The 20,655-nt window shown below is 65.3% G+C and carries 18 protein-coding genes; 10 read left to right on the top strand and 8 right to left on the bottom strand.

Going from position 1 to position 20,655, the window contains the following annotated elements; genetic code table 11:
- The first annotated feature begins 4 nt into the window (after positions 1 to 4).
- The 7 genes from D8Z78_RS18200 (at position 5) to D8Z78_RS18170 (ending at position 7,553) form a co-directional block, all read left to right on the top strand.
- Positions 5 to 1,690 carry an ABC transporter ATP-binding protein gene (locus tag D8Z78_RS18200; protein WP_121633879.1) on the top strand — a complete coding sequence of 562 codons (1,686 nt, stop codon included), beginning with the start codon at positions 5 to 7 and terminating at the stop codon, positions 1,688 to 1,690.
- On the top strand, positions 1,691 to 2,512 hold the full coding sequence (locus D8Z78_RS18195) for an alpha/beta hydrolase (protein ID WP_121633876.1): 822 nt from the start codon (positions 1,691 to 1,693) through the stop codon (positions 2,510 to 2,512).
- Complete coding sequence (locus D8Z78_RS18190) at positions 2,509 to 3,657, top strand: enolase C-terminal domain-like protein (protein WP_121633875.1); 1,149 nt, start codon at positions 2,509 to 2,511, stop codon at positions 3,655 to 3,657. Before D8Z78_RS18195 ends, D8Z78_RS18190 begins: the two co-directional genes overlap by 4 nt.
- A gap of 68 nt (positions 3,658 to 3,725) precedes the next feature.
- Entirely contained in the window at positions 3,726 to 4,970 is a 1,245-nt protein-coding gene (locus tag D8Z78_RS18185) for an enolase C-terminal domain-like protein (protein ID WP_121633873.1), read from the top strand.
- A gap of 4 nt (positions 4,971 to 4,974) precedes the next feature.
- Complete coding sequence (garD, locus tag D8Z78_RS18180; RefSeq protein WP_121633871.1) at positions 4,975 to 6,471, top strand: galactarate dehydratase; 1,497 nt, start codon at positions 4,975 to 4,977, stop codon at positions 6,469 to 6,471.
- 120 nt (positions 6,472 to 6,591) lie between these two features.
- On the top strand, positions 6,592 to 7,317 hold the full coding sequence (locus D8Z78_RS18175; RefSeq protein WP_121633869.1) for a FadR/GntR family transcriptional regulator: 726 nt from the start codon (positions 6,592 to 6,594) through the stop codon (positions 7,315 to 7,317).
- Positions 7,314 to 7,553 (top strand): hypothetical protein, encoded by a 240-nt coding sequence (locus D8Z78_RS18170; RefSeq protein WP_121633867.1) that lies wholly within the window; start codon positions 7,314 to 7,316, stop codon positions 7,551 to 7,553. The genes D8Z78_RS18175 and D8Z78_RS18170 overlap by 4 nt, the downstream gene beginning before the upstream one ends.
- Here D8Z78_RS18170 and D8Z78_RS18165 read toward each other — a convergent pair.
- The 7 genes from D8Z78_RS18165 to ltnD all read right to left on the bottom strand — a co-directional run bounded on the left by D8Z78_RS18165 (position 7,550) and on the right by ltnD (position 15,349).
- A complete protein-coding gene (locus D8Z78_RS18165) occupies positions 7,550 to 8,338 on the bottom strand; it encodes a metallophosphoesterase family protein (RefSeq protein WP_121633865.1) in 789 nt (262 codons plus the stop codon). The genes D8Z78_RS18170 and D8Z78_RS18165 overlap by 4 nt on opposite strands.
- Positions 8,335 to 9,243 carry a diacylglycerol/lipid kinase family protein gene (locus D8Z78_RS18160; RefSeq protein ID WP_121633863.1) on the bottom strand — a complete coding sequence of 303 codons (909 nt, stop codon included), beginning with the start codon at positions 9,241 to 9,243 and terminating at the stop codon, positions 8,335 to 8,337. Before D8Z78_RS18160 ends, D8Z78_RS18165 begins: the two co-directional genes overlap by 4 nt.
- 115 nt (positions 9,244 to 9,358) lie before the next feature.
- Positions 9,359 to 11,560 (bottom strand): NADP-dependent isocitrate dehydrogenase, encoded by a 2,202-nt coding sequence (locus tag D8Z78_RS18155; RefSeq protein WP_121633861.1) that lies wholly within the window; start codon positions 11,558 to 11,560, stop codon positions 9,359 to 9,361.
- Between the two features lie 252 nt (positions 11,561 to 11,812).
- Positions 11,813 to 12,568, bottom strand: coding sequence for a hydroxypyruvate isomerase family protein (locus D8Z78_RS18150; protein ID WP_121633859.1), 756 nt, complete (start codon positions 12,566 to 12,568; stop codon positions 11,813 to 11,815).
- A complete protein-coding gene (gene otnC / locus D8Z78_RS18145; RefSeq protein ID WP_121633857.1) occupies positions 12,568 to 13,212 on the bottom strand; it encodes a 3-oxo-tetronate 4-phosphate decarboxylase in 645 nt (214 codons plus the stop codon). Before otnC ends, D8Z78_RS18150 begins: the two co-directional genes overlap by 1 nt.
- The gene (gene otnK / locus D8Z78_RS18140; RefSeq protein ID WP_121633855.1) at positions 13,209 to 14,447 is read right to left on the bottom strand and encodes a 3-oxo-tetronate kinase; all 1,239 of its coding nucleotides are present in this window, start codon (positions 14,445 to 14,447) and stop codon (positions 13,209 to 13,211) included. Before otnK ends, otnC begins: the two co-directional genes overlap by 4 nt.
- On the bottom strand, positions 14,447 to 15,349 hold the full coding sequence (gene ltnD, locus D8Z78_RS18135) for an L-threonate dehydrogenase (RefSeq protein WP_121633853.1): 903 nt from the start codon (positions 15,347 to 15,349) through the stop codon (positions 14,447 to 14,449). Before ltnD ends, otnK begins: the two co-directional genes overlap by 1 nt.
- A gap of 469 nt (positions 15,350 to 15,818) precedes the next feature.
- Here ltnD and repA point away from each other — a divergent pair, with 469 nt between their 5' ends.
- The 3 genes from repA to D8Z78_RS18120 all read left to right on the top strand — a co-directional run bounded on the left by repA (position 15,819) and on the right by D8Z78_RS18120 (position 19,150).
- Positions 15,819 to 17,024 carry a plasmid partitioning protein RepA gene (gene repA / locus D8Z78_RS18130; RefSeq protein ID WP_121633852.1) on the top strand — a complete coding sequence of 402 codons (1,206 nt, stop codon included), beginning with the start codon at positions 15,819 to 15,821 and terminating at the stop codon, positions 17,022 to 17,024.
- On the top strand, positions 17,014 to 17,934 hold the full coding sequence (gene repB / locus D8Z78_RS18125; protein WP_121633849.1) for a plasmid partitioning protein RepB: 921 nt from the start codon (positions 17,014 to 17,016) through the stop codon (positions 17,932 to 17,934). The genes repA and repB overlap by 11 nt, the downstream gene beginning before the upstream one ends.
- Positions 17,935 to 18,133: 199 nt before the next feature.
- Entirely contained in the window at positions 18,134 to 19,150 is a 1,017-nt protein-coding gene (locus D8Z78_RS18120) for a helix-turn-helix domain-containing protein (protein WP_121633847.1), read from the top strand.
- Here D8Z78_RS18120 and D8Z78_RS18115 read toward each other — a convergent pair.
- Positions 19,143 to 20,651: a malonate--CoA ligase gene (locus D8Z78_RS18115; RefSeq protein ID WP_121633846.1), complete on the bottom strand. Its 1,509-nt coding sequence runs from the start codon at positions 20,649 to 20,651 to the stop codon at positions 19,143 to 19,145. The genes D8Z78_RS18120 and D8Z78_RS18115 overlap by 8 nt on opposite strands.
- Between the last annotated feature and the right edge of the window lie 4 nt (positions 20,652 to 20,655).

Raw genomic sequence — 20,655 nt, 5'->3', positions numbered from 1 at the left:
TGCCATGACCCCCCCCATCATCTCTGTCCAAGACCTCAATGTCGGCTTTTCCCTGCGGCAGGGCGTCGTCGATGTGCTGCACGGCATCAGCTTTGACCTGCACCGGGGCAAGACCACTTGCATCGTGGGCGAAAGCGGCTCTGGCAAATCCGTCACCGCGCGCACGATCCTGAACATGGTCCCGCGCCCCGGTGTCATCAATGGCGGCCGGATCGAGTTCACGCCCAAGGATGGCGACACCGTCTGCCTGACCGAGCTTGACCCGAGGGGCAAGGAAATCCGCGCCATTCGCGGTGGGCGCATTGGCATGATCTTTCAGGAACCGATGAGCAGCCTGTCTCCGGTCCACACCATCGGCAGCCAGATCATCGAGGCGATCCGCCTGCACCGCGACGTGTCCAAGAAGGAGGCCCGTGAGATGGCGCGCGACCTGCTGGCGCAAGTCGAAATCCCGACGCCAGATAAGGCGCTGGACCGCTATCCGTTCGAGTTCTCGGGCGGCATGCGCCAGCGCGCCATGATCGCCATGGCCCTTTCGTGCCGCCCCGACGTGCTGATCGCGGACGAGCCGACCACCGCGCTGGACGTGACCACGCAGGCCGAAATCCTCGACCTGATGCGCAACCTGCAACGCGACCTTGGCACCGCGATCATGTTCATCACGCATGACATGGGCGTCGTGGCCGAAATCGCCGACGAGGTCGTGGTGATGGAAAAGGGCCACGTGGTCGAACAGGGCGACGTGCACCAGATCTTCGACACTCCCCGCCATCCTTACACGCAAAAACTGCTGGGCGCGGTCAAACGGCTTGAGGAACCCGCCGCCGCCAAGGTTCGCCCCCCGGCGGATGCGGGCCCCATCCTGACGGTCGACGACCTGCACCTGCATTTCGAAAAGCGCGAAGGGTTCTTTCAGCGCGTCACCGACGTGACCAAGGCCGTGGATGGCGTCAGCTTTACCCTCAAACAGGGCGAAGCCTTGGGGATCGTCGGCGAAAGCGGATCGGGCAAGACCACCGTCGGGCGCTGCATCGCCCGTGTCTATGACCCCAACGCCGGGTTGATCGACTATCGCGGGCGCGATCTGGTCAAGGCCGGGCCGGAGGTCCTGCGCGACACGCGGCGCGAGGTGCGGATGATCTTTCAGGACCCGTTCGCCTCGCTCAACCCGCGCATGACCGTGCAACAGATCATCGCCGAACCTTTGGTCGTCAACGGCATCGCCAAGGGGCAGGAACTGGAGGATCGCGTGGCCCACCTGCTGCGCGAGGTCGGCCTCGACCCCGCGATGATGGAACGCTACCCGCACGCGTTCTCCGGCGGGCAACGGCAGCGCATCGTCGTCGCCCGCGCGATTGCCTTGGAACCCAAGCTGGTCATCGCGGATGAGCCGACCTCGGCGCTCGATGTGTCGATCCGGACCCAAGTCCTTGACCTGCTGCTGAAATTGCAAGCCGAGCGCGGCTTGTCCTTCATCTTCATCAGCCACGACATGGCGGTGATCCGCTATTTCTGCGACCGCGTGGCGGTGATGTATCAGGGCCGCATCGTCGAGATCGGCGAGACCGAACAAATCATCACGGACCCGCAACACCCCTATACCAAGGCGCTCTTGTCCTCGGTTCCCCTGCCCGACCCCAAGCTGCGCGGCACGCGGGCCCGCCACCGCTACCGCCCGGAGGTCGCCTAGATGCTGGCCGAGGGCGTCGCCGAGGCGCAAGCCGTCAATGCAGGCTTCCTGTCGAATACAGAGGCGGCAACCTTCTGGGCCGAGGGCATCCCGGAAGGCGACGAGCACGACCTGACCTATCCCGGTGGCGACGGCACCCCCCGCGCCGCGCGGCTCTACAAGGGCGGCACCGGGGGAACGCTGCTTTACATCCATGGCGGTGGCTGGACGGGCGGGTCGATCGCGCTCAACCACCGCGCCTGCCGCCTGCTGGCGCGGACCTCTGGCTGGGACGTGGTTTCGATCGCCTACCGGCTGGCACCCGGCCACCCCTTCCCCGCCGGTCTCGACGATTGCCGCGCCGCTTTGCGCTGGCTGCGCCCACAGGCCGGGCGCATCGCGCTTGGCGGGGCCTCTGCCGGGGGCAACCTCGCCCTCGCCACCGTTTTGGCGGACGGTGCCGAAGCGCTCTTGCTGTTCTACCCCGTCACCGGGGCGGATTTCGACACCGACAGCTACCGCCAATACGCCGAGGGCTTCGGCCTGTCTCGCGCGCGGATGGCCGAACTGTTCGACCTTTATGATCCGACCGGCACCCACCGCGCCGACCCCCTGCTGACCCCGCTCAACGGTGACCTCACAGGCCTGCCCACAACCCATATCATCGCCGCCGAATGCGACGTGCTGGCCGATGACAGCCGCGCGCTGGCGGCCAAGATGCCCCAAGCCAGCCTGCATATCGAACCCGGCGTCACCCACGGCTTCATCAACCGGGGTCGCCTGATCCCCGCCGCTGACCGCTGCCTGAGCCAAGCCGCCCATTTCCTGAGAGACCTGCCATGAAGATCACCGACATCACCGCCCTGACATTTCGCCACAAGACCAACACCGTCCGCGACAGCGACGGGCACGGCCATCCCGGCCCGGAAAGCGACACCACCAGCGCCCTGCTGACCATCACCACCGAGGACGGCACCACGGGTCACGTGATCTGCCGCCCCGGCGAGGTGCGCGAGGACCTGCTCGACCGCTTCATTCGCCCCAACCTGCTGGGCCAAGACGCGCTGTGTACCGAAAACCTCTGGTACAAGGTCTACAAATGGCAGCGCCTCTCGGGCGGGCAATTGCTGGACCGCACCCTGACCGCCATGGACCTCGCCCTGTGGGACCTCAAGGGCAAGGCCGCAGGCATGCCCGTCTGGAAGCTGCTCGGCGGCGCGCGGCCCAAGATCCTCGCCTATGGCTCGACCATGTGCGGCGATGATCTGGAAAACGGCCTCGCCACGCCCGAGGACTACGCCCGCTTCGCCGACTGGATGGTGAACACGCGCGGCTACAAGGCGGTCAAGCTGCATGGCTGGATGCCCCCCATGCCCGGCGCCCCCGATCCCAAGAAGGACTACAAGGCCTGCGCCGCCGTGCGCGAGGCGGTCGGCCCGGACGTGCCGCTGATGCTCGACCCCCACCATTTCTACACCCGCACCGACACGCTCTGGCTTGCCCGCAAGCTGGCCGAGCTGGACTTCCGCTGGATGGAGGAGCCGATGGAAGAGGCCTCGATCTCCTCCTACAAATGGCTGCGCGACAATACCGACCTCAACATCCTCGGCCCCGAGACCATGACCGGCAAGCACTGGATCCGGGGTGAATACGTCAAAGCCGACGCCATCGACCTCGTCCGCGCGGGCGTCTGGGATGTGGGCGGCATCACCCCCGCGATGAAGACGGCGAACATGGCCGAGTGCTTCCACATGGCGACCGAAATGCACGGCACCGGCGCGGGCAACCTCTCCGTCGCGCTCGCCATCCACAATACCAGCTTCTACGAACGCGGCCTGCTGCACCCGTTCATCGATTATGACAAACCCAAGGAATACCAGAACCGCATCGACGACGAGATGGACGCAGATGGCTATGTCCATGGCCGCGACGATCCCGGTCTCGGGCAGGATTTGAACATGGACTACATTTTGGCCAATCAGACCTGACCCCCGTTTCTTCTTGGTCCAAATACCCAAACTCCGACCGCGCCACGCAGCGCCACGCCAGAGGTCCCATGCCCGACACCCGCATCGCCGATATCCGCGTCACCCCCATCGCCTTCGCCGACCCGCCTTTGCTGAACAATGCGGGCTGCCACGAGCCCTTCGCCCTGCGCTCGATCATCGAGGTGGAAACCGAAAGCGGCCATATCGGCCTTGGCGAAAGCTACGGCACGCTGCCGGTGCTCGACGGGCTGGCCAAGGCCACGCCGCTGCTGATCGGCATGGATGTGACCGATCTCAACGGGCTGTGGGCGCGCTGCGGGCAGGTCGTGGGCGGCACGATGATGCAATATATCGGGCAAGAACGCCTGCTCCCGCGCATCGTCGGCGCGGTCGAGGTGGCGATGTGGGACGCGCTCGGCAAGGCGCTGAACCGCCGCGTCGTCGACCTGCTCGGCGGGCAAGTGCGCGAGACGGTCCCCTTCTCCGCCTACCTGTTCTACAAATTCGCCGGCCATCACGGGGGACAGCCCGATGACTGGGGCGAAGTCCTGACCCCCAGCCAACTGGTGGACGAGGCCTGGCGCATGATCGACGCGCATGGCTTCAACGCGATCAAGCTCAAGGCCGGTATCCTGCCCCCCGAGGAGGAAATCGAGGGTCTGCGTGCCCTGCGCGCCGCCTTCCCAGATGCGCCCCTGCGGATCGACCCGAATGGCGGCTGGACGGTGGACACCACTTTGAAACTGCTGCCGCAACTCGACGGCCTCATCGAATATCTCGAAGACCCGACCGTGGGCATCGACGGCAACGCGCAGGTGCAGGCGGCGACGAGTATTCCGCTGGCCACCAACATGTATGTCGTCGAAACCGCGCATTTGCCGCCCAACATGGCGCAGGATGCCTTCCGCGTGATCCTGTCGGATCACCACTATTGGGGCGGGCTCAAGGCCTCCCGCGATCTGGCCGAGATCTGCCGCATCTGGGGGTTGGGCCTGTCCATGCACTCCAATTCCCACCTTGGCATCAGCCTCGCGGCCATGGCCCATCTGGCCGCCGCCACGCCGAACCTGACCTATGATTGCGACACCCATTCACCGTGGCAGACGGACGAGGTGATCGAGGGCGGCAAGCTGCCCTTTCAGGGCGGCGCGCTGACCCTGCCGGACGGCCCCGGCCTTGGCGTCACGCTTGACCGCGACGCGCTCAAACGCCTGCATCAGAATTACCTCGACTGCGGCATCCGCGTGCGCGATGACGCGACCGAGATGAAAAAGCACCGCCCCGACTGGCAGTTCGGCCGCCCCAAGTTCTGAGCCCATGACCCCGCGCCTGATCCAGATCCACCCTGCCGATACCGTCGCCGTCGTCGCGAATGAAACCGGCCTGCCCGAAGGCACGCAGGTGCAGGGCCTGACCCTGCGCGAGCGCGTGCCGATGGGCCACAAGGTCGCCCTGACCGACCTGCCCCAAGGGGCCGAGGTGCGCCGCTACAACGTGGTGATCGGCTTTGCAGCCGAACCCGTCGCGGCGGGCACTTGGGTCAACGAACACCGCCTGACCCTGCCCCCTGCCCCGGACGTCAACGCCTTGCCCATCGGCACGGCCCTGCGCGATCCCGGCCCGCCGATCCATCGCACGTTCAAGGGCTATCGCAACGCCGATGGCAGCGTCGGCACGCGCAACCTGCTGGCGATCACGACGACGGTTCAGTGTGTCTCTGGCATCGTGGAACACGCCGTCCGTCGCATCCGGTCTGAGCTTCTGCCGCGCTTCCCCAATGTCGACGGCGTCTTGGCGCTCGACCATATCTACGGCTGCGGCGTCGCCATCGACGCGCCCGACGCCATCATCCCCATCCGCACCCTGCGCAACATCGCCGCCAACCCGAATTTCGGCGGCGAGGTCATGACCGTCAGCCTCGGCTGCGAGAAGCTTCAACCCGACCGGCTGTTCCCCGACCTGCCCGACTTTGTCCGCCTTCAGGATGAGACCGGCTATGACGCGATGATCCGCCAGATCATGACGCAGGCCGAGGGCCATCTGGGCCGCCTCAACCAGCGCACACGCGAGGACTGCCCGCTATCCGCCCTGACGGTCGGCATGCAATGCGGCGGCTCGGACGCGTTTTCCGGCATCACCGCCAACCCCGCACTTGGGGCCGCCGCCGACCTGCTGGTGCGCGCGGGCGCGACCGTGATGTTCGGCGAAAACACTGAGGTCCGCGACGGCATCGACCAGCTGACTGCCCGCGCCGCCTCGCCGCAAATCGCCCAAGACCTGATCGGCCACCTCACATGGTACGACGCCTATCTTGCGCGCGGACAGGTCGACCGCAGCGCCAACACCACACCGGGGAACAAGGCCGGGGGCCTGTCGAACATCGTGGAAAAGGCGATGGGCAGTATCGTCAAATCCGGCACTTCGCCGATCACCGCCGTGATCCCGCCGGGGGAACGCGCCGTGACCAAGGGCCTCAACTACGCCGCCACGCCCGCCTCGGATTTCGTCTGTGGCACGCTGCAACTGGCCGCGGGCTGCACCTTGCACGTCTTCACCACCGGGCGCGGCACGCCCTACAGCCTTGAAGCCATGCCGACGCTCAAGGTTGCCACCAATTCCAGCCTCGCGCGGCGCTGGCACGACCTGATCGACCTCGACGCAGGTCCCATCGCCACCGGCGAGACGACCATCGACGAGATGGGCGAGGCGCTGCTTGATCTCTACATCGCCACCGCCTCGGGTCAGCCCACATGGGCCGAGCGGCACGGCCTCCACAACAGCCTTGCGCTGTTCAACCCGGCCCCGGTCACATGAGTTGTCGGACAACTGGTCCCAAGCGCCGAAAAGCCCGGCTCAGACGGCAAAATCGCCCGATATTGACCCTGTTCCACTCATGAGACATATTCAAAAGTCATAAGACAAGCGAGGCGCACCATGGCAGAGACGAAACAGAAAAGAGGCACTTTGGTCGTCACTGTCCTGCGCGCGCTGCGCGCCCGGATCGAGCGGGGGGAGTTCAAACCCGGCGACCGCCTGCCGTCCGAGGCCCAGCTGACCGCCGAATTCGACGTGTCCCGCACCGTGGTGCGCGAGGCCATCGCCAGCCTGCGCGCCGATGGGCTGGTCGAGCCGCGTCAGGGCGCGGGTGTCTTCGTGCTGGACCGGCAAATGCCGACCCCCCTGCCCTTCCACGACGTGGACCCGACGCGGGTCTCCTCGGTCATCGAACTGCTCGAAGTCCGCGCCGCGGTCGAGGTCGAGGCGGCAGGTCTGGCCGCGCAGCGCCGCTCCCCTGCGCAGGAGGAACGCATCATCGAGGCGTTCCGCACGGTCTCGGACCTCGCCAAACAGGGCGAGCCGACCTCAGAGGCGGATTTCGACCTGCATCTCGCGATTGCCGAGGCCACCAACAACGCCCGATTCACCGAATTCCTGCGCATGCTCGGCCCGTCTGTCATCCCCCGCCGCGCGCTGCGACCCGATGCGGCGCGGCCCACATCCGGCAGCTACCAGCAGATGATCGACAACGAACACCGCGAGATCGTCAACGCGATCCTGACCGGCGACCCCGACGCCGCCCGCGAGGCCATGCGCACGCATCTTCAGGGCAGCATGTCCCGCTACCGCGCCCTCTTGCGTGAAACGGTGAACGTCGCGTGACGGGCGATGATGTGATCGTCACCTTTGTCGGTCTTGCGCTGGCGCTTTGGTTTGCACGCCGCATGCGGCGTACGCGGCGGCGCAAGAAGTCGCTGCGCAAAGGCGAGAATGGCGCATGGTACTGGACGGATTTCGACGGCACCGAACGGTCTTCGCCCACCCGGCCCGACAGGCCCGGCGGGGAATGGGACAGCGATGGCGGGGGCGGTTTCGACGGTGATGGCGGCGGCGACTAAAGCGCGCTCCACGACCCGTCCGCATAGGCGAATTTCAACGGCAGTTCCGCCTCGAAGCCCGACATCCGCGCCACCATCCGCGTGATCGCCAGCCGGTTTTCCGACACGTCCAGCACGGCGAAGTCGTTTTCCTCGCCGCGCAGCCGGTTCGACAGGCCGGTGCCCACATGCACCTGCAACATCGACTGGCCGATCTCGGGCGTGACAAAGGGCGCGGCCTGCCATTTGTGCAGATGCCCCGACAGGATCAGGTTCGCGCCCGCGTCGTTGAGCGCGCGCAGCGCGGGACCGGCGCGCTTCATCGCGGCCTTGTCGCTGTGCTCGGGTTCCTCGAACGGATGATGGGCCAGCACGATGTTCAGGCCCGTGTGTTCGCGAAACGCCGAGCAGGCCCGCCACAATTGCCAGCGCCGTACCTTGCCCGCCTGCCATTGCCACGGATCGGCGGTGTTGAACCCCTGAAGGCACACGCCCGGCGCCTGCCAGACCGGCGCGAGATTGCCCGATACGTGGCGCTTGTACCGACGGAACGGCCAGAGCATCCGGTGCCAGACAACGTCCAGCGGCATGTCGTGATTGCCCGGCACGCAGATCCAGTCCCGGTCCAGCCCGTCGAGAAACGCGACCGCCGCGCGGAATTGGCGGTTGCGGGCGCGCTGGGTCAGGTCACCGCTGACCGCGACGAGGTCGGGCTTGGCCTGAAGGATCGCCAGCCGCAGCGGTTCCAGCAATTCCGGCCGCTCGCGCCCGAAATGCAGGTCCGAGATATGCACGATCCGCGTCATTCCGCCGGGGCCAGCACGTCCAGAGGGTGCTCGGACCAGTTGATGCGGATCGGCCCGCGGATCAGTCGCCGCTCGCCATCCATCGCGACCACGTGCCGCTTGCGGCTGGAGGTCAGCCGGATATCGCGCGCCGTGCTCAGCTGGAAATCCGCGTCGCGCCGGGCCGCCCCCGCCGCCAGCGACAGTGCCGCCCGCACAAGATCCCAGCGGCCCGCCGACGGCGCCGCGAACAGCGCGAACTGGCCGTCCCGCACCGCGTCGGACCCGTCCAGATTGAAGCGTTCCAACTGGAATGCCGAGGCGGCGATGAACACCAAGGGCGTGCGCATCTCGCTGCGCTGCCCGTCAAGCTCGGCCTCCAGCCGCAAGGGGCGATGGACCCCCAGCAGGGTCAGCAACGTCGACCAATGCGCCGCGATGCGCGAGCGCCCGTAGCGGCGATAGACCCCTTCACGGGTCGAGAGGATCGAGGGGTAGATGCCCAGCGACACGTTGTTGAGAAAGGCATGCCCGTTGACCATGCCAAGATGCACCGGGCGCGTCTCGCCGCGCGCAAGCTGCGCCACGGCAGCGTCCAGATCCAGCGGCACCCCAAGAGAGCGCGCGAAATAGTTGAAGGTCCCCATCGGCAGGATGCCCATGCGTTGTCCCGGCCCGTGCTTCAGCAGCGCATCGGCCACACCCGAGATCGTGCCATCGCCCCCGGCGGCCACCACCGTTTCGCAGCCCTGCCCCAACGCCTCTTCGACGACGTCATGCATGTCGCGCTTGGGTGGAAGATCGATCAGGCGCGCCTCCAGTCCGGCGGAGTCGAGCGCCCGCGCGATCCGGTCGCGGCGCGACGCGCCCCCTGCCCCATCGCCGCTTTTCGGATTGACGAGGATACATACACGTGAGGCGGTCATGAGGGCTCCGGGTCGCTGGTTACGTCATTCAAACGCCGCACCGCAGCGCCGGTTCCCGGGGATATAGGAAACCGCCCGGAGGTTTCCCACCGGGCGGTTCTGTTTCTTGCGCGGATTATCCGATGATCGCGTTCAGCGTCTGGGACGGGCGCATCACGGCAGCGGTCTTGGCCGCGTCACCGTGATAGTAGCCACCCAGATCCGCGGGCTTGCCTTGCGCGGCGGCCAGCTCGGACGTGATCGCCGCCTCGCCCTCGGCCAGAGCCTGAGCAATCGGGGCGAAATGCGCGGCGAGGTCCGCGTCGTCGGACTGTGCGGCCAGCGCCTCGGCCCAGTAGCGGGCGAACCAGTAATGGCTGTCGCGGTTGTCCGGCTCACCCACCTTGCGGCTGGGGCTGCGGTCATTGTCCAGAATGCCCTGCGTTGCCGCATCCACGGCCTCACCCAGCACGCGGGCCTTTTCGTTGCCCTTCTGGTCGGCGAGGAACTTGAAGCTTTCCCCCAGCGCGCAGAACTCACCCAGTGAGTCCCAACGCAGGTGGTTTTCCTCCTGCAACTGCTGGACGTGCTTCGGCGCAGAGCCACCGGCACCGGTTTCGAACAGACCGCCGCCATTCATCAGCTTGACGATGGACAGCATCTTGGCCGAGGTCGCCAGTTCGAGGATCGGGAACAGGTCGGTCAGGTAGTCGCGCAGCACGTTGCCGGTGATGGCGATGGTGTTCTCACCCTTGGTGATCGTCTCCAGCGAGGCAATCGTCGCCTCGCGGGGCGCCATGATCTCGAACTTGTCGGCAACGCCCTTGGCTTCGAGGATCGGCTTGACGTAGTCGATCAGCTGCGCGTCATGCGCACGGTTCGCGTCCAGCCAGAAGATCGCGCGATAGCCGGTCTGGCGCTGGCGGTCGATGGCGAGGTTCACCCAGTCCTCGATGGGTGCCTTGCGGGCGGACGCCGACCGCCAGATGTCACCAGCCTCAACGGCATGCGAATGCAGCACGGTGCCATCGTCGAGGATCATCTTGACGGTGCCATCCTTGGGGATCTCGAACGTCGTCGGGTGCGAGCCGTATTCCTCGGCCTTCTGCGCCATCAGGCCGATATTCTGAACGGTGCCTGCGGTGGCCGGGTTCAGCTTGCCATTGGCTTTGAAGAACTCGATGGCCGCGTCATAAACCGGCGCGTAGGAGTTGTCGGGGATCACGCAATTGGTGTCGTGCTCCTTGTTATCCGGGCCCCAGCCCTTGCCGCCGGCGCGGATCAGCGCGGGCATGGAGGCGTCGATGATGACGTCGGACGGCACGTGCAGGTTGGTGATGCCCTTGTCGGAATTCACCATATACATCGGCGGGCGCTGCTCGCGACAGGCCTCGATGGCGGCCATGATCTCCGGCTCGTCCTTCACCCGCTCCAGCAGGGAGCCCAGACCGCCGTTCGGGTTAACACCAAGCTCGGCCATCTTGTCGCCGTACTGCGCGAAGACCGGCTTCAGCCAAGCCTTGACCGCGTGGCCAAAGATGATCGGGTCAGAGACCTTCATCATCGTTGCCTTCATGTGCAGCGAAAACAGCGTGCCCTCGGCCTTGGTCTTTTCGATTTCGCTTTCAAGGAACGCGTCCAGCGCCTTGGCCGACATGAAGGTCGCGTCGACCACGGTGCCCTCGGGGTAGGACACACCCTCTTTCAGCACGGTCTCGCCCTCGGCGGTTTCCAGCACGATTTTGGCGGTCGCGGCTTTCGGCAGAGTCGCCGAGACTTCGTTCGAGAAGAAGTCATTCCCGTCCATCGCCGCCACGCGGGTCTTGCTGTCGGCGGTCCACTCGCCCATGCGGTGCGGGTTGTTCTGGGCGAATTTCTTCACCGCAGGGGCGGCGCGGCGGTCCGAGTTGCCCTCGCGCAGGACGGGGTTCACGGCAGAACCCTTGATCGTGTCGTATTTCGCGCGCACCGCCTTTTCCTCGTCGGTCGAGGGGGAATAGGGGTAGTCGGGCAGCGCGTAGCCTTGGCTTTGCAGTTCCTTGACGGCGGCGACCAGCTGGGGCTCGGATGCCGAGATGTTGGGCAGCTTGATGACATTGGCGTCGGGCTGTTTGACCAACTCGCCCAAGGCGGCCAGATCGTCGGACTGGCGCTGGTCCTCGGTCAGGGCCTCGGGGAAGGTCGCAATGATGCGGCCCGCAAGCGAGATGTCCTTGGTGCCCACCGACACGCCCGCGGCGGCGGCGAATTTCTGGATGATCGGCAGGAACGAGGCCGAGGCCAGTTCGGGCGCTTCGTCGACCTTGGTGTAGATGATATCGGCAATCTTGTCAGACATGGAAATGACCTTTCTGCTGGTTGCGCTTGCCATAGCCCAACACGAAAGGATCGTCCATAGTATACACTGGTATACAGTGTCGCAGAGTGCGGATTTTACCCGTGCGCGGAATCAAGGCGAAGCCGCCGCGCATCGCAGCCGCGCCCCCACGCGGCGGCGATTTGGTGGCATCAGGCGCACAGCTTTGATCTTCTTCGGATTTGGCCGGGATAAATCGAGGGATTCACAGGTCGGGATCGCCACCGCGCGCGGCTACGATGCGCGGCTCCGTTTCATCCAGCCCAGGGTCGCCTCGGTCGGCCCGCCGGGTTTGTATTCCGCCCCAAGCGGCCTGTCCCAACCAAGGCGCTCGATGGCCTCGAACACCGTGGGGTAATGCAATTCCCCATGATACGGCGCAGCCCGGTCCGGAACGGAGGCAAACTGGATATGGCCGATGATCGGCAGCAGATCGGCGGCACGGGTGGTCACGTCGCCCTCGGTCCGGCCCACATGGTAGCAGTCGAACATCAGTTTCAGGTTGGGCGCGCCCACCTCTTCGATGATCGCCCGCGCCTGATCGGTCGTCCTCAGGAAATAGCCCGGCGCGTCGTGCCGGTTCAGCGGCTCGATCAGGATCACCAGATCGGGCGCCTGCGCGCAGGCATAGGACAGGTTTTCGACATAGACGCCATGCGCCTCTTCCCCCTCGGCGAACCCAGCCATCACATGCACCGTCCCCGCGCCCACAGCCCGCGCATAGCCCACCGCCTCGTCAATCGCGGCGCGCGCATCCGCCTGCCGCCCCGGCAAGGCCAACAAGCCATTCTCGCCCGGCGCACCGCGCCGCGTGTTCAGCCCCAGCATCGGCAGGCCGGTTTCGTCCAGCGCGGCCTTCACCTGATCGGCAGGCACGTCATAGGGCCAATGGCACTCGACCGCATCGAACCCCGCCGCCGCCGCCGCGCGGATCGCGTCGGGCAAGGGCAGCTCGGTCCACAAAAACCCCAGATTCGCCGAATACCGCATCAATCCCACTCCACGTTGAATTCCGTCACCACGCGGCTCACCTGATCCGGCGTCAGCGCGCGCACCGACATGCCCCGCGTCAACAAGGCAAGCCGCGCCGTGTCTTCGAGTTCTTCGATGGCGTTGCAGGCCGCCTCGACATCCTTGCCCGCCACCACCGGCCCGTGGTTCGCCAGCATCACCGCCGAGCGTTTGCCCGCCAAGCCGCGCACCGCCTCGCCCATCGCCGGATCGCCGGGCAGGAAGAACGGCAGCAGCCGCACCTTGCCCAGCTTCATGATCGCATAAGGCGTCAGCGGTGGCAGAAAGTTGTCCTCATCCACCTCCGGCAGCATCGACAGCGCAACGGAATGGCAGGAATGCAGATGCACCACCGCGCCTGCTGTGCTGCGCGTGTCATAAAACGCCGTATGCAAAGGCATTTCCTTGGTCGGCTTGTCACCGCCAATCAACACGCCCTGCGCGTCGAACCGCGACAACCGCCCCGGATCGAGCCTGCCAAAGCTTGTCCCCGTGGGCGACACCAACAGCCCGCCATCCTCGGTCCGGGCGCTGATATTGCCGGTCGAGCCGCCCGTCAGCCCCCGGTCGAACAGCGACTTCGCCAGCAGGCAGATCTGGTCGCGCAGCGCCGCCTCGCTCATGCCGCCCCCGCCAGCATCGCATCCGCCTTTTCAAAGAAATCCTCGGCCCCGAAATTCCCCGATTTCAGCGCCACGACCAAGTCACCGGACGCGCGCAAACACGGCACGCCCGGCGCGATTTCCGGCCCGATTTGCAATTGCTCCAGCCACAGCCCCTCGACCACCGCGCCAGAGGTCTCGCCCCCGGCGGTGATGATCCGCGTTACGCCGCCCGCCACGCACAGCTTGGCCACATCGGCAAAGAAATGCTCCAGCGCGTCCGACGCGGCCTCACGGCCATAGTGCGCCTGCACCTCGGCCACCGTCTGGGGATCGGCCGAGGAATAGGCCAGCGGCAGGCCCTCCTGCGCCATCAACCACCCGGCCAGATCGTCGGCGCTCAGGCGGCCTTCGATCACATCCGCCGCCAGCACTTCGCGCGCGGGGTGGCGGTCGCGATGCCGCGCCACCTGCGCGCGGGTCATGTTCGAACATGAGCCCGACAGCACCACGCCGCGCCCCCCCTGCCACGTCCATGCGACCTCTCCGGGCGCAATGCCCCAATTCGCGGGCAGGCCAAGCGCCACGCCTGACCCGCCGGTGATCAGCGGCAGCCCCTTCGCCGCCGCGCCAATTGCCATCAGGTCCGCATCGCGGATCGCGTCGACCACGATCAGCCGCTTGCCTTCGGCCTCTTGGATGGCCAGCGCCTCGCGCACGGTCTCCGGCCCGGCAAAGACCTGCCCCGCCGAGACATGCCCCACCGCGAAATCCGTCTGCCGCGCCAGCCAGCGCCGCAGGTCCGAATCCGTCATCGGCGTCAGCGGATGGTTCTCCATCCCGCTTTCGTTCAGGGGCTTGTCGCCCACGAACAGATGCCCCTGATAGACCGACCGACCCGTGCCGGGAAAGGCGGGGCAGACGATGACCCGCTGCGCCTCCAGCCGCTCGGCCAAGGCCTGCGCCACCGGGCCGATATTGCCCTCGGGCGTTGAATCGAATGTCGAGCAATACTTGAAGAAGATTTGCTCGCAGCCCTGCGCGATCAACCAATCCAGCGCCTCCAGCGATTGGCGCACGGCCTCCTGAGGCGCAATCGACCGCGATTTCAGCGCCACGACCCCCGCCTGCACACCCGGTTCCGCCGCCGCGTGCGGCACGCCGGTATATTGCACGACGCGCATCCCCTGCTTGGCCAAGGTGTTCGCCAGATCGGAGGAGCCGGTGAAATCGTCGCCAATACAGCCTAGCAGCATCACTCTTCTCCCGGCAGGGTCAGGCCCGCATTGCGCGCGTACAGTTTGGCGAGCGCCGCGTCATCCTCGGCCCCCAGCCCCATGCCAGAGGCCGCAAGGAATTGCTGCAAGGCCGCCGCCGTCACAGGTGCGCCGAACTTGGCGGTGCGCGCGATGTCCAGCACGATGCCCAGGTCCTTGGGCCAGATGTCGATGGTGCTGCGCGGAGTGTAATCGCCATCGACGATATGCGGCCCGCGATTTTCCAGCATCCAGCTGGTGCCCGCGCATTTCGGGATGATCTCCATGAACTTCTCGGGCGAGACGCCTTGCGTCATGCCAAAGGTCATCGCCTCGGCCATGGACGCGATATGCACCCCCGCCAAGAGTTGGTTCACCGCTTTCATGGCGCTGCCCGGCCCAGCGTGATCGCCCAGTTCGAACACCGTCTCGGAAATCGCATCCAGCACCGGGCGCGCGGCCTTGAACGCCGCGTCGGACCCCGAGGCCATCACCGACAGCGTCCCCGCCTCGGCCCGCACCGCGCCGCCGGAAATCGGCGCGTCTAGGTACAGCACGCCATGCTCGGCACAGCGCGCCTCCATACCCTTGGCAAAGTCCGGCGCCACCGTCGCGGAGGAGATCACCACAGCGCCCTTGGGCAGATGCGGCACGATCCCCGCCTCTCCGAAGAGCACCGTTTCCGTCTGCGCCGCGTTCAGCACCACGACCAGCACCGCGTCGAGCGTAGCCGCGACCTCGGCCTGCGTGCCCCCTGCCCCGCCCTCGGCGCGCAACCGCTCGACCGGACCCGGCGCGATGTCGAAGCCGTGGGTGATCAGCCCCGCCCGCAGGCAGTTCACCGCCATGCCGTAGCCCATCGAGCCCAGTCCGATCACGGCGAGTTTCGTTGCAAGCGTCATGGCGTTCCTCCCCTTGGTCCTGCCGTGATAGCGTTACCGGGCTGACCTGCCCGTGTCCAGACGATGCGGGGAATCGGCCTTGTAACGCGAAACCGCGCCAGATGCGGGCCGAGCCTTTGCAATCCCCGAGTCGCCGGTCCGCTCCGGCAAAGGACACGCTAGCCCCCACAGCGCGCCATTTCGCGTTACAGGCCCGGAACGACCCACAGCCAGCCTGTGGACAAGTCGTGTATAAATTAACCGAATAAATTCAGTACTTTGGAAACCGCTTCCTAGTCATCGCGGCGACGATCGTCTCTGTTGCGCCCCGCCGCGCCCGGCCGCCCCGCGAGAATTTTCTTGAGTTTTCAGTCCGCTCTCGGCATAGCTGTAACGCGAAACGGATAAAAAACACGTGCAGCGCGTTTCCAAAGGCCCCGAGCAGAGAACAGGCCCAGTAACGCGACAGCACCATAAGAGCGGGCAGACCATGACGCACCCTGTGTTGCATGACAAGCTCAGGCAGGACGCCGACCGGCTGTCCGAAGCGCTTGAGCATATGTCGAAACTGTTCCTTGCCCCCAAGGAGCAAAAGACGCTGCGCAGCTTCACCACCGCCGAGGTGGCCGAGCTGCTGCGCGTGTCCGACGGCTATCTGCGCAAGGCGCATTTCGACGGGCGCATCCCCGAGGTCACCCAAGGTCCCGGCAACAAGCGGCTCTATACCGCCGAGGAAATCAATGAGATCCGCCACCTGCTGGCGCAGAATGCCAAGGACCCGTTCCAATTCCTGCCGGGGCGGCGCGACGGCGACAAGCTGCAAATCTGGTCCACGGTCAACTTCAAGGGCGGCTCGTCGAAGACCACGACCACCGTCACCCTTGGCATGCGGCTGGCGCTGCGCGGCTATCGCGTCTGCCTGATCGACGCCGACCCGCAAGCCTCGCTGACCACGTTTTTCGGCTACCAGCCAGAGATCGACTTTCGCCATGGCGGCACGCTTTATGACGCGATCCGCTACAATGACGGCGACACCACGCGCGTGCCGATCACCGATGTGCTGCGCAAGACCTATTTCCCCGGGCTCGACCTTGTCCCCGGCGGCATCCTTCTGTCGGAATTCGAGACCGAGACGCCGACCGCCCTGTCGCGCGGCGAACAGCCCGTCTTCTTCAATCGCATCCGCGACAGCTTGCGGCAGGTCGAGGATGAGTATGACATCGTCTTGATCGACTGCCCGCCGCAGCTTGGCTATCTGACCATGGCCGCCGTCTGCGCCTCCACCTCGCTGTTGATGACGATCATCCCCGAGCGCGTCGATCTCGCCTCGGCGAGCCAGTTCCTGACCATGGCGTCCGGCATCCTGGAGGTGCTGCATTCCAACGGCGGCATCGGCTCCTATGACAATTTCGCCTATCTCCTGACGCGCTTCGACACGGCGATCAGCACGCAGCAGGATCTGGCGGAATGGATCCGCGAACTGCTGGGTGACAGCGTCATTCGCACGCCTTTCGTCAAATCCTCGGCCGTGTCCGAGGCGGGGCTGTCGCAGAAAACCCTGTTCGAGGTCGATCTGGCCGGCACCAAGAACCGCAAGACCTATGACCGCGCCTTGGAGTCGGTGATCAGCTTTTCCAACGATATCGAAGTCATGATCCAATCCGCATGGGGACGGGAGGTGAAACGTGAAACGTGATCTTCTGGCAAAGAGCCTCGCCCAGATGGGCAGCAAGGCCGAGGTCCCCGACAGCACGCCGAAATCGCTGAAAAGCATGTCGGATGTGCTGAGCCAGGTCTCGGCGCAGGCCGCGCAGGATGTGCCGGTCAGCGATATTGCCGACAGTGACATCGCCGACCGCTTCGACGTCACCGAGGGGCTAGACGACCTGATCGCGTCGATCAAGGCATCGGGCCAGCAGCTCCCTGCCCTGCTGCGCTATCGTCGCGGCGCCGGGCCGCGCTACGAGGTCGTCTATGGCCGCCGCCGCATCGCCGCCTGCCGTGCGCTGGGGATTCCGGTCAAGGCCTTCATCCGCGAGATGGACCAGCGCGAGGCGTTGGTGTCTCAGGCGCTGGAGAACTCCGCCCGGTTGGAGCGCAGTTTCATCGAGCAAGCGATCTTTGCCACCCGGCTGGAGGAACAGGGATTTACCCGCGCCGAGATTGGCGAGGTTCTGGCGGTCGACAAAGGCACGCTGTCCAAGCTGATCGGCGTGGCGCGCGATGTGCCCGGTGAGGTGATCTATCGCATCGGGGCCGCGCATGATGCGGGCCGCCGTCCATGGCTGGAACTGCGCAAGCTGGTCAAGGATGAGGGCGCGCCATCGGGTGACGCCCTGTTGGCCTTGGTGCCTGAGGACGGCACCCCGGCGGAGAAGCTGGCCCAGACCATCAAGGCGCTGCAATCGGGCCCGCGCAAGCCGCCCAAAGCCCCCGAGCCGCCTTTGAAGCCGGTCTATCTGACCACGAAAAACACCGCCTACAACGCGCAGCGGCAGGGGTCGAAACTGGTGGTGGAGATGGCCTCCGCCAAGGAAAAGGACTTCGTCCGCTATCTCGAAGAGAACCTCGATATTCTCTACGAGACGTGGAAGTTGGGGCGCTAACCTATTGATATAAAACAGTTGGCCACGGCCAACACCCACGAGCAGCAAGGAGGCAGACAGTCAAGCAAAAAGAAACCCCCCGAAGGCGGTGAAGCACTCCAGAGGGTCCCGATTTACTAGCACTTCATTGGTACCCGCAAATCCGAATCACTGCAACACCGATTTCGGTGGCCGGTCCAATTTTGCCGTCTGAAATGGCATGAAACACGTCACAGTTTCGGCACAGGGTGCCGGGGCGCAGTCGATCTGTGCCCAACCCCACGGTTTCACCGGTTTGGGGAGCGTCGATCTGCAACCCTATTTCCAGCCGGTCGAGCGCCGCGCCCTGATGGCCGCGGTCAACACCTGCGCGCGCGATCTGGGCCTGTCGCCCAGCGGCGTTATGGTGGTCGATGCGCTGCTCTCCTGCCTGCCGGACAGCACCATTCGGCCCACGACCCTGCTGACGGTCTTTGCCGCCAATGACACGCTATGCTTTCGGGCGAAGGGGCTGACGGACAGGCAGTTGCGCCGCCATCTGGCGCGGCTCGAAGAGGCCGGGCTGATCCTGCGCCGCGACAGCGCCAACGGCAAACGTTTTCCCATCCATCGCGGCGGCAAGATTGTCGGCGCATTTGGCATCGACCTCTCGCCGCTTCTGGCGCGCGCCGCAGACCTGCTGGACCTCGCCCAACAGCGCCGCGACGAGGCGACTGAGCTACGCGGGCTCAAGGCCGTGATCCAACGCCTGCGCGCCGATTGCGCCGCCCTGCCCCTGTCTGGCGATGATCTCGAATTTCTCGACGGTCTGCGCAACCTGCTGCGCCGCGCTACCCTGACCCTGACCGAGGCCCGCGCCGTCATCACCCGCCTGCGCGACATGTTGAAACCAGACCAGACGCCCGCCACGGACGGACAAACTGTCCGGCACAAAGAGCCAATAAATCCAGATACAAAAAAATCTGAAAGCTGGGACGATCTGCCGACGCTCTCAACCTTCTATCCGCAGCCCCCGCAAAGCCCCCATGCCATCCGGCAACTTGTCTTTGAGTTCGGGAAAATGCTGGGGATCGGAGAGCGCATTTTGGCCAAGGCCATCGCCACGCTCGGCGCGTTTCAAACGCTGAAAGCGCAGGACAGGATCGCCGCGAAGATCGATCAAGTGACCAATCCCGGCGGCTACCTGTCCCGCATCATTGCCGACATGGGAAAAGTTGGCCATGGCCAACTTACGTGAACATCCCCGCATGATCGGCGCGCAAGGCGTTCTTCTGGACCTTGCCCATGGTGTTGCGCGGCAGGGCGTCCAGCATGACGAAGGCGCGCGGGTGCTTGAACTTCGCAAGGCTGTCGGCGCAGGCCTGCCTCAGCGCGGCCTCGTCCACCGATGCGCCCTTTTCCGGGACGATCACGGCGACGACGGTTTCGCCGAAATCCGGATGCGGCACGCCGATCACAGCGCTTTCCAGAACCCCGGGCTGGTCGTCCAACACCAGTTCGATTTCCTTGGGGTAGATGTTGAAGCCGCCGGAAATGATCAGGTCCTTGTTGCGCCCGACGATGGTCACATAACCATCCGCATCCATCGAGGCCAAATCGCCGGTGATGAAAAACCCGTCTGCGCGCAGTTCCTCGGCGGTCTTTTCCGGCATCTGCCAATAGCCCTTGAAGACGTTCGGCCCGCGCACCTCGATGATGCCGATCTCGCCTTGGGGCAGCGTTGCGCCGGTTTGCGGATCGCAGATTTTCAGCTCGACCCCCGGCAAGGGGAAGCCCACGGTCCCTGCCCTGCGCTCGCCCTCATAGGGGTTCGAGGTGTTCATGTTGGTTTCGGTCATGCCATAGCGTTCGAGGATGCGGTGACCGGTACGCTCTTCGAAGCGGATATGGGTTTCGGCCAAGAGCGGCGCAGAACCAGAGATGAACAGGCGCATCCCTTGGGTCAGGTCGCGGGTGAACCGGGCATCGTCCAGCAGGCGGGTGTAGAAGGTCGGTACGCCCATCATGGTCGTGGCCTTGGGCATCTGCGCGATGATCTGGTCGAGGTCGAATTTCGGCAGAAAGATCATCGCCCCGCCACAGAGCAGCATCACGTTGGTGCCGACAAACAGCCCGTGCGTGTGAAAGATGGGCAGGGCATGCAGCAGCACGTCGTTTTGCGTGAACCGCCAGTAGTCCAGCAGGACCTCGGCATTGGACAAGAGGTTGGCTTGGGTCAACATCGCGCCCTTGGACCGGCCCGTGGTGCCCGAGGTATAGAGGAAGGCGGCAAGGTCATCCTCGCTGCGCGCGACAGTCTCAAACTCCTCCGGCTTGGCCGTGGCCGCGTCGGTGAAACTGCCGCTGCCATCCCCGTTCAGGGTCAAAAGCTGCGCGCCAAAGCTCTCGACCATCGGGCGCAGATCGGCCTCTTTCGCGTCGTCGCCCACCACCAGCCGCGCGCCGGAGTTCTCGACGAAATAGGCCAGCTCATCGCGCGTATAGGCGGTGTTCAGCGGCAGAAAGACCACGCCGGTCTGCGCGCAGGCGGCATAGAGCGCCAGCGCCTCGGGCGATTTCTCGATCTGCGCGGCGAGCCTGTCACCCGGTTCCAGACCCGCATCGCTGAGCACATGGGCGAACCGCGCGGCTTTCCGCAGGAACGCGTCATGGGTCAGCGTGCGCCCATCGGGCAGGTGCAGAAACGGGGTGTCTTTGCCGGCATGTGTGCCAAACAGACGGTCGTAAAGCGGGTTCATCGGC

Origin of the sequence: Tropicibacter alexandrii, from assembly GCF_003667315.2 — a bacterium.
In the GTDB taxonomy this organism is placed as follows: Bacteria; Pseudomonadota; Alphaproteobacteria; order Rhodobacterales; family Rhodobacteraceae; genus Tropicibacter; species Tropicibacter alexandrii.
Note: the sequence above shows the minus strand (reverse complement) of the source record. Positions and strands in the feature narration are given on the sequence as shown.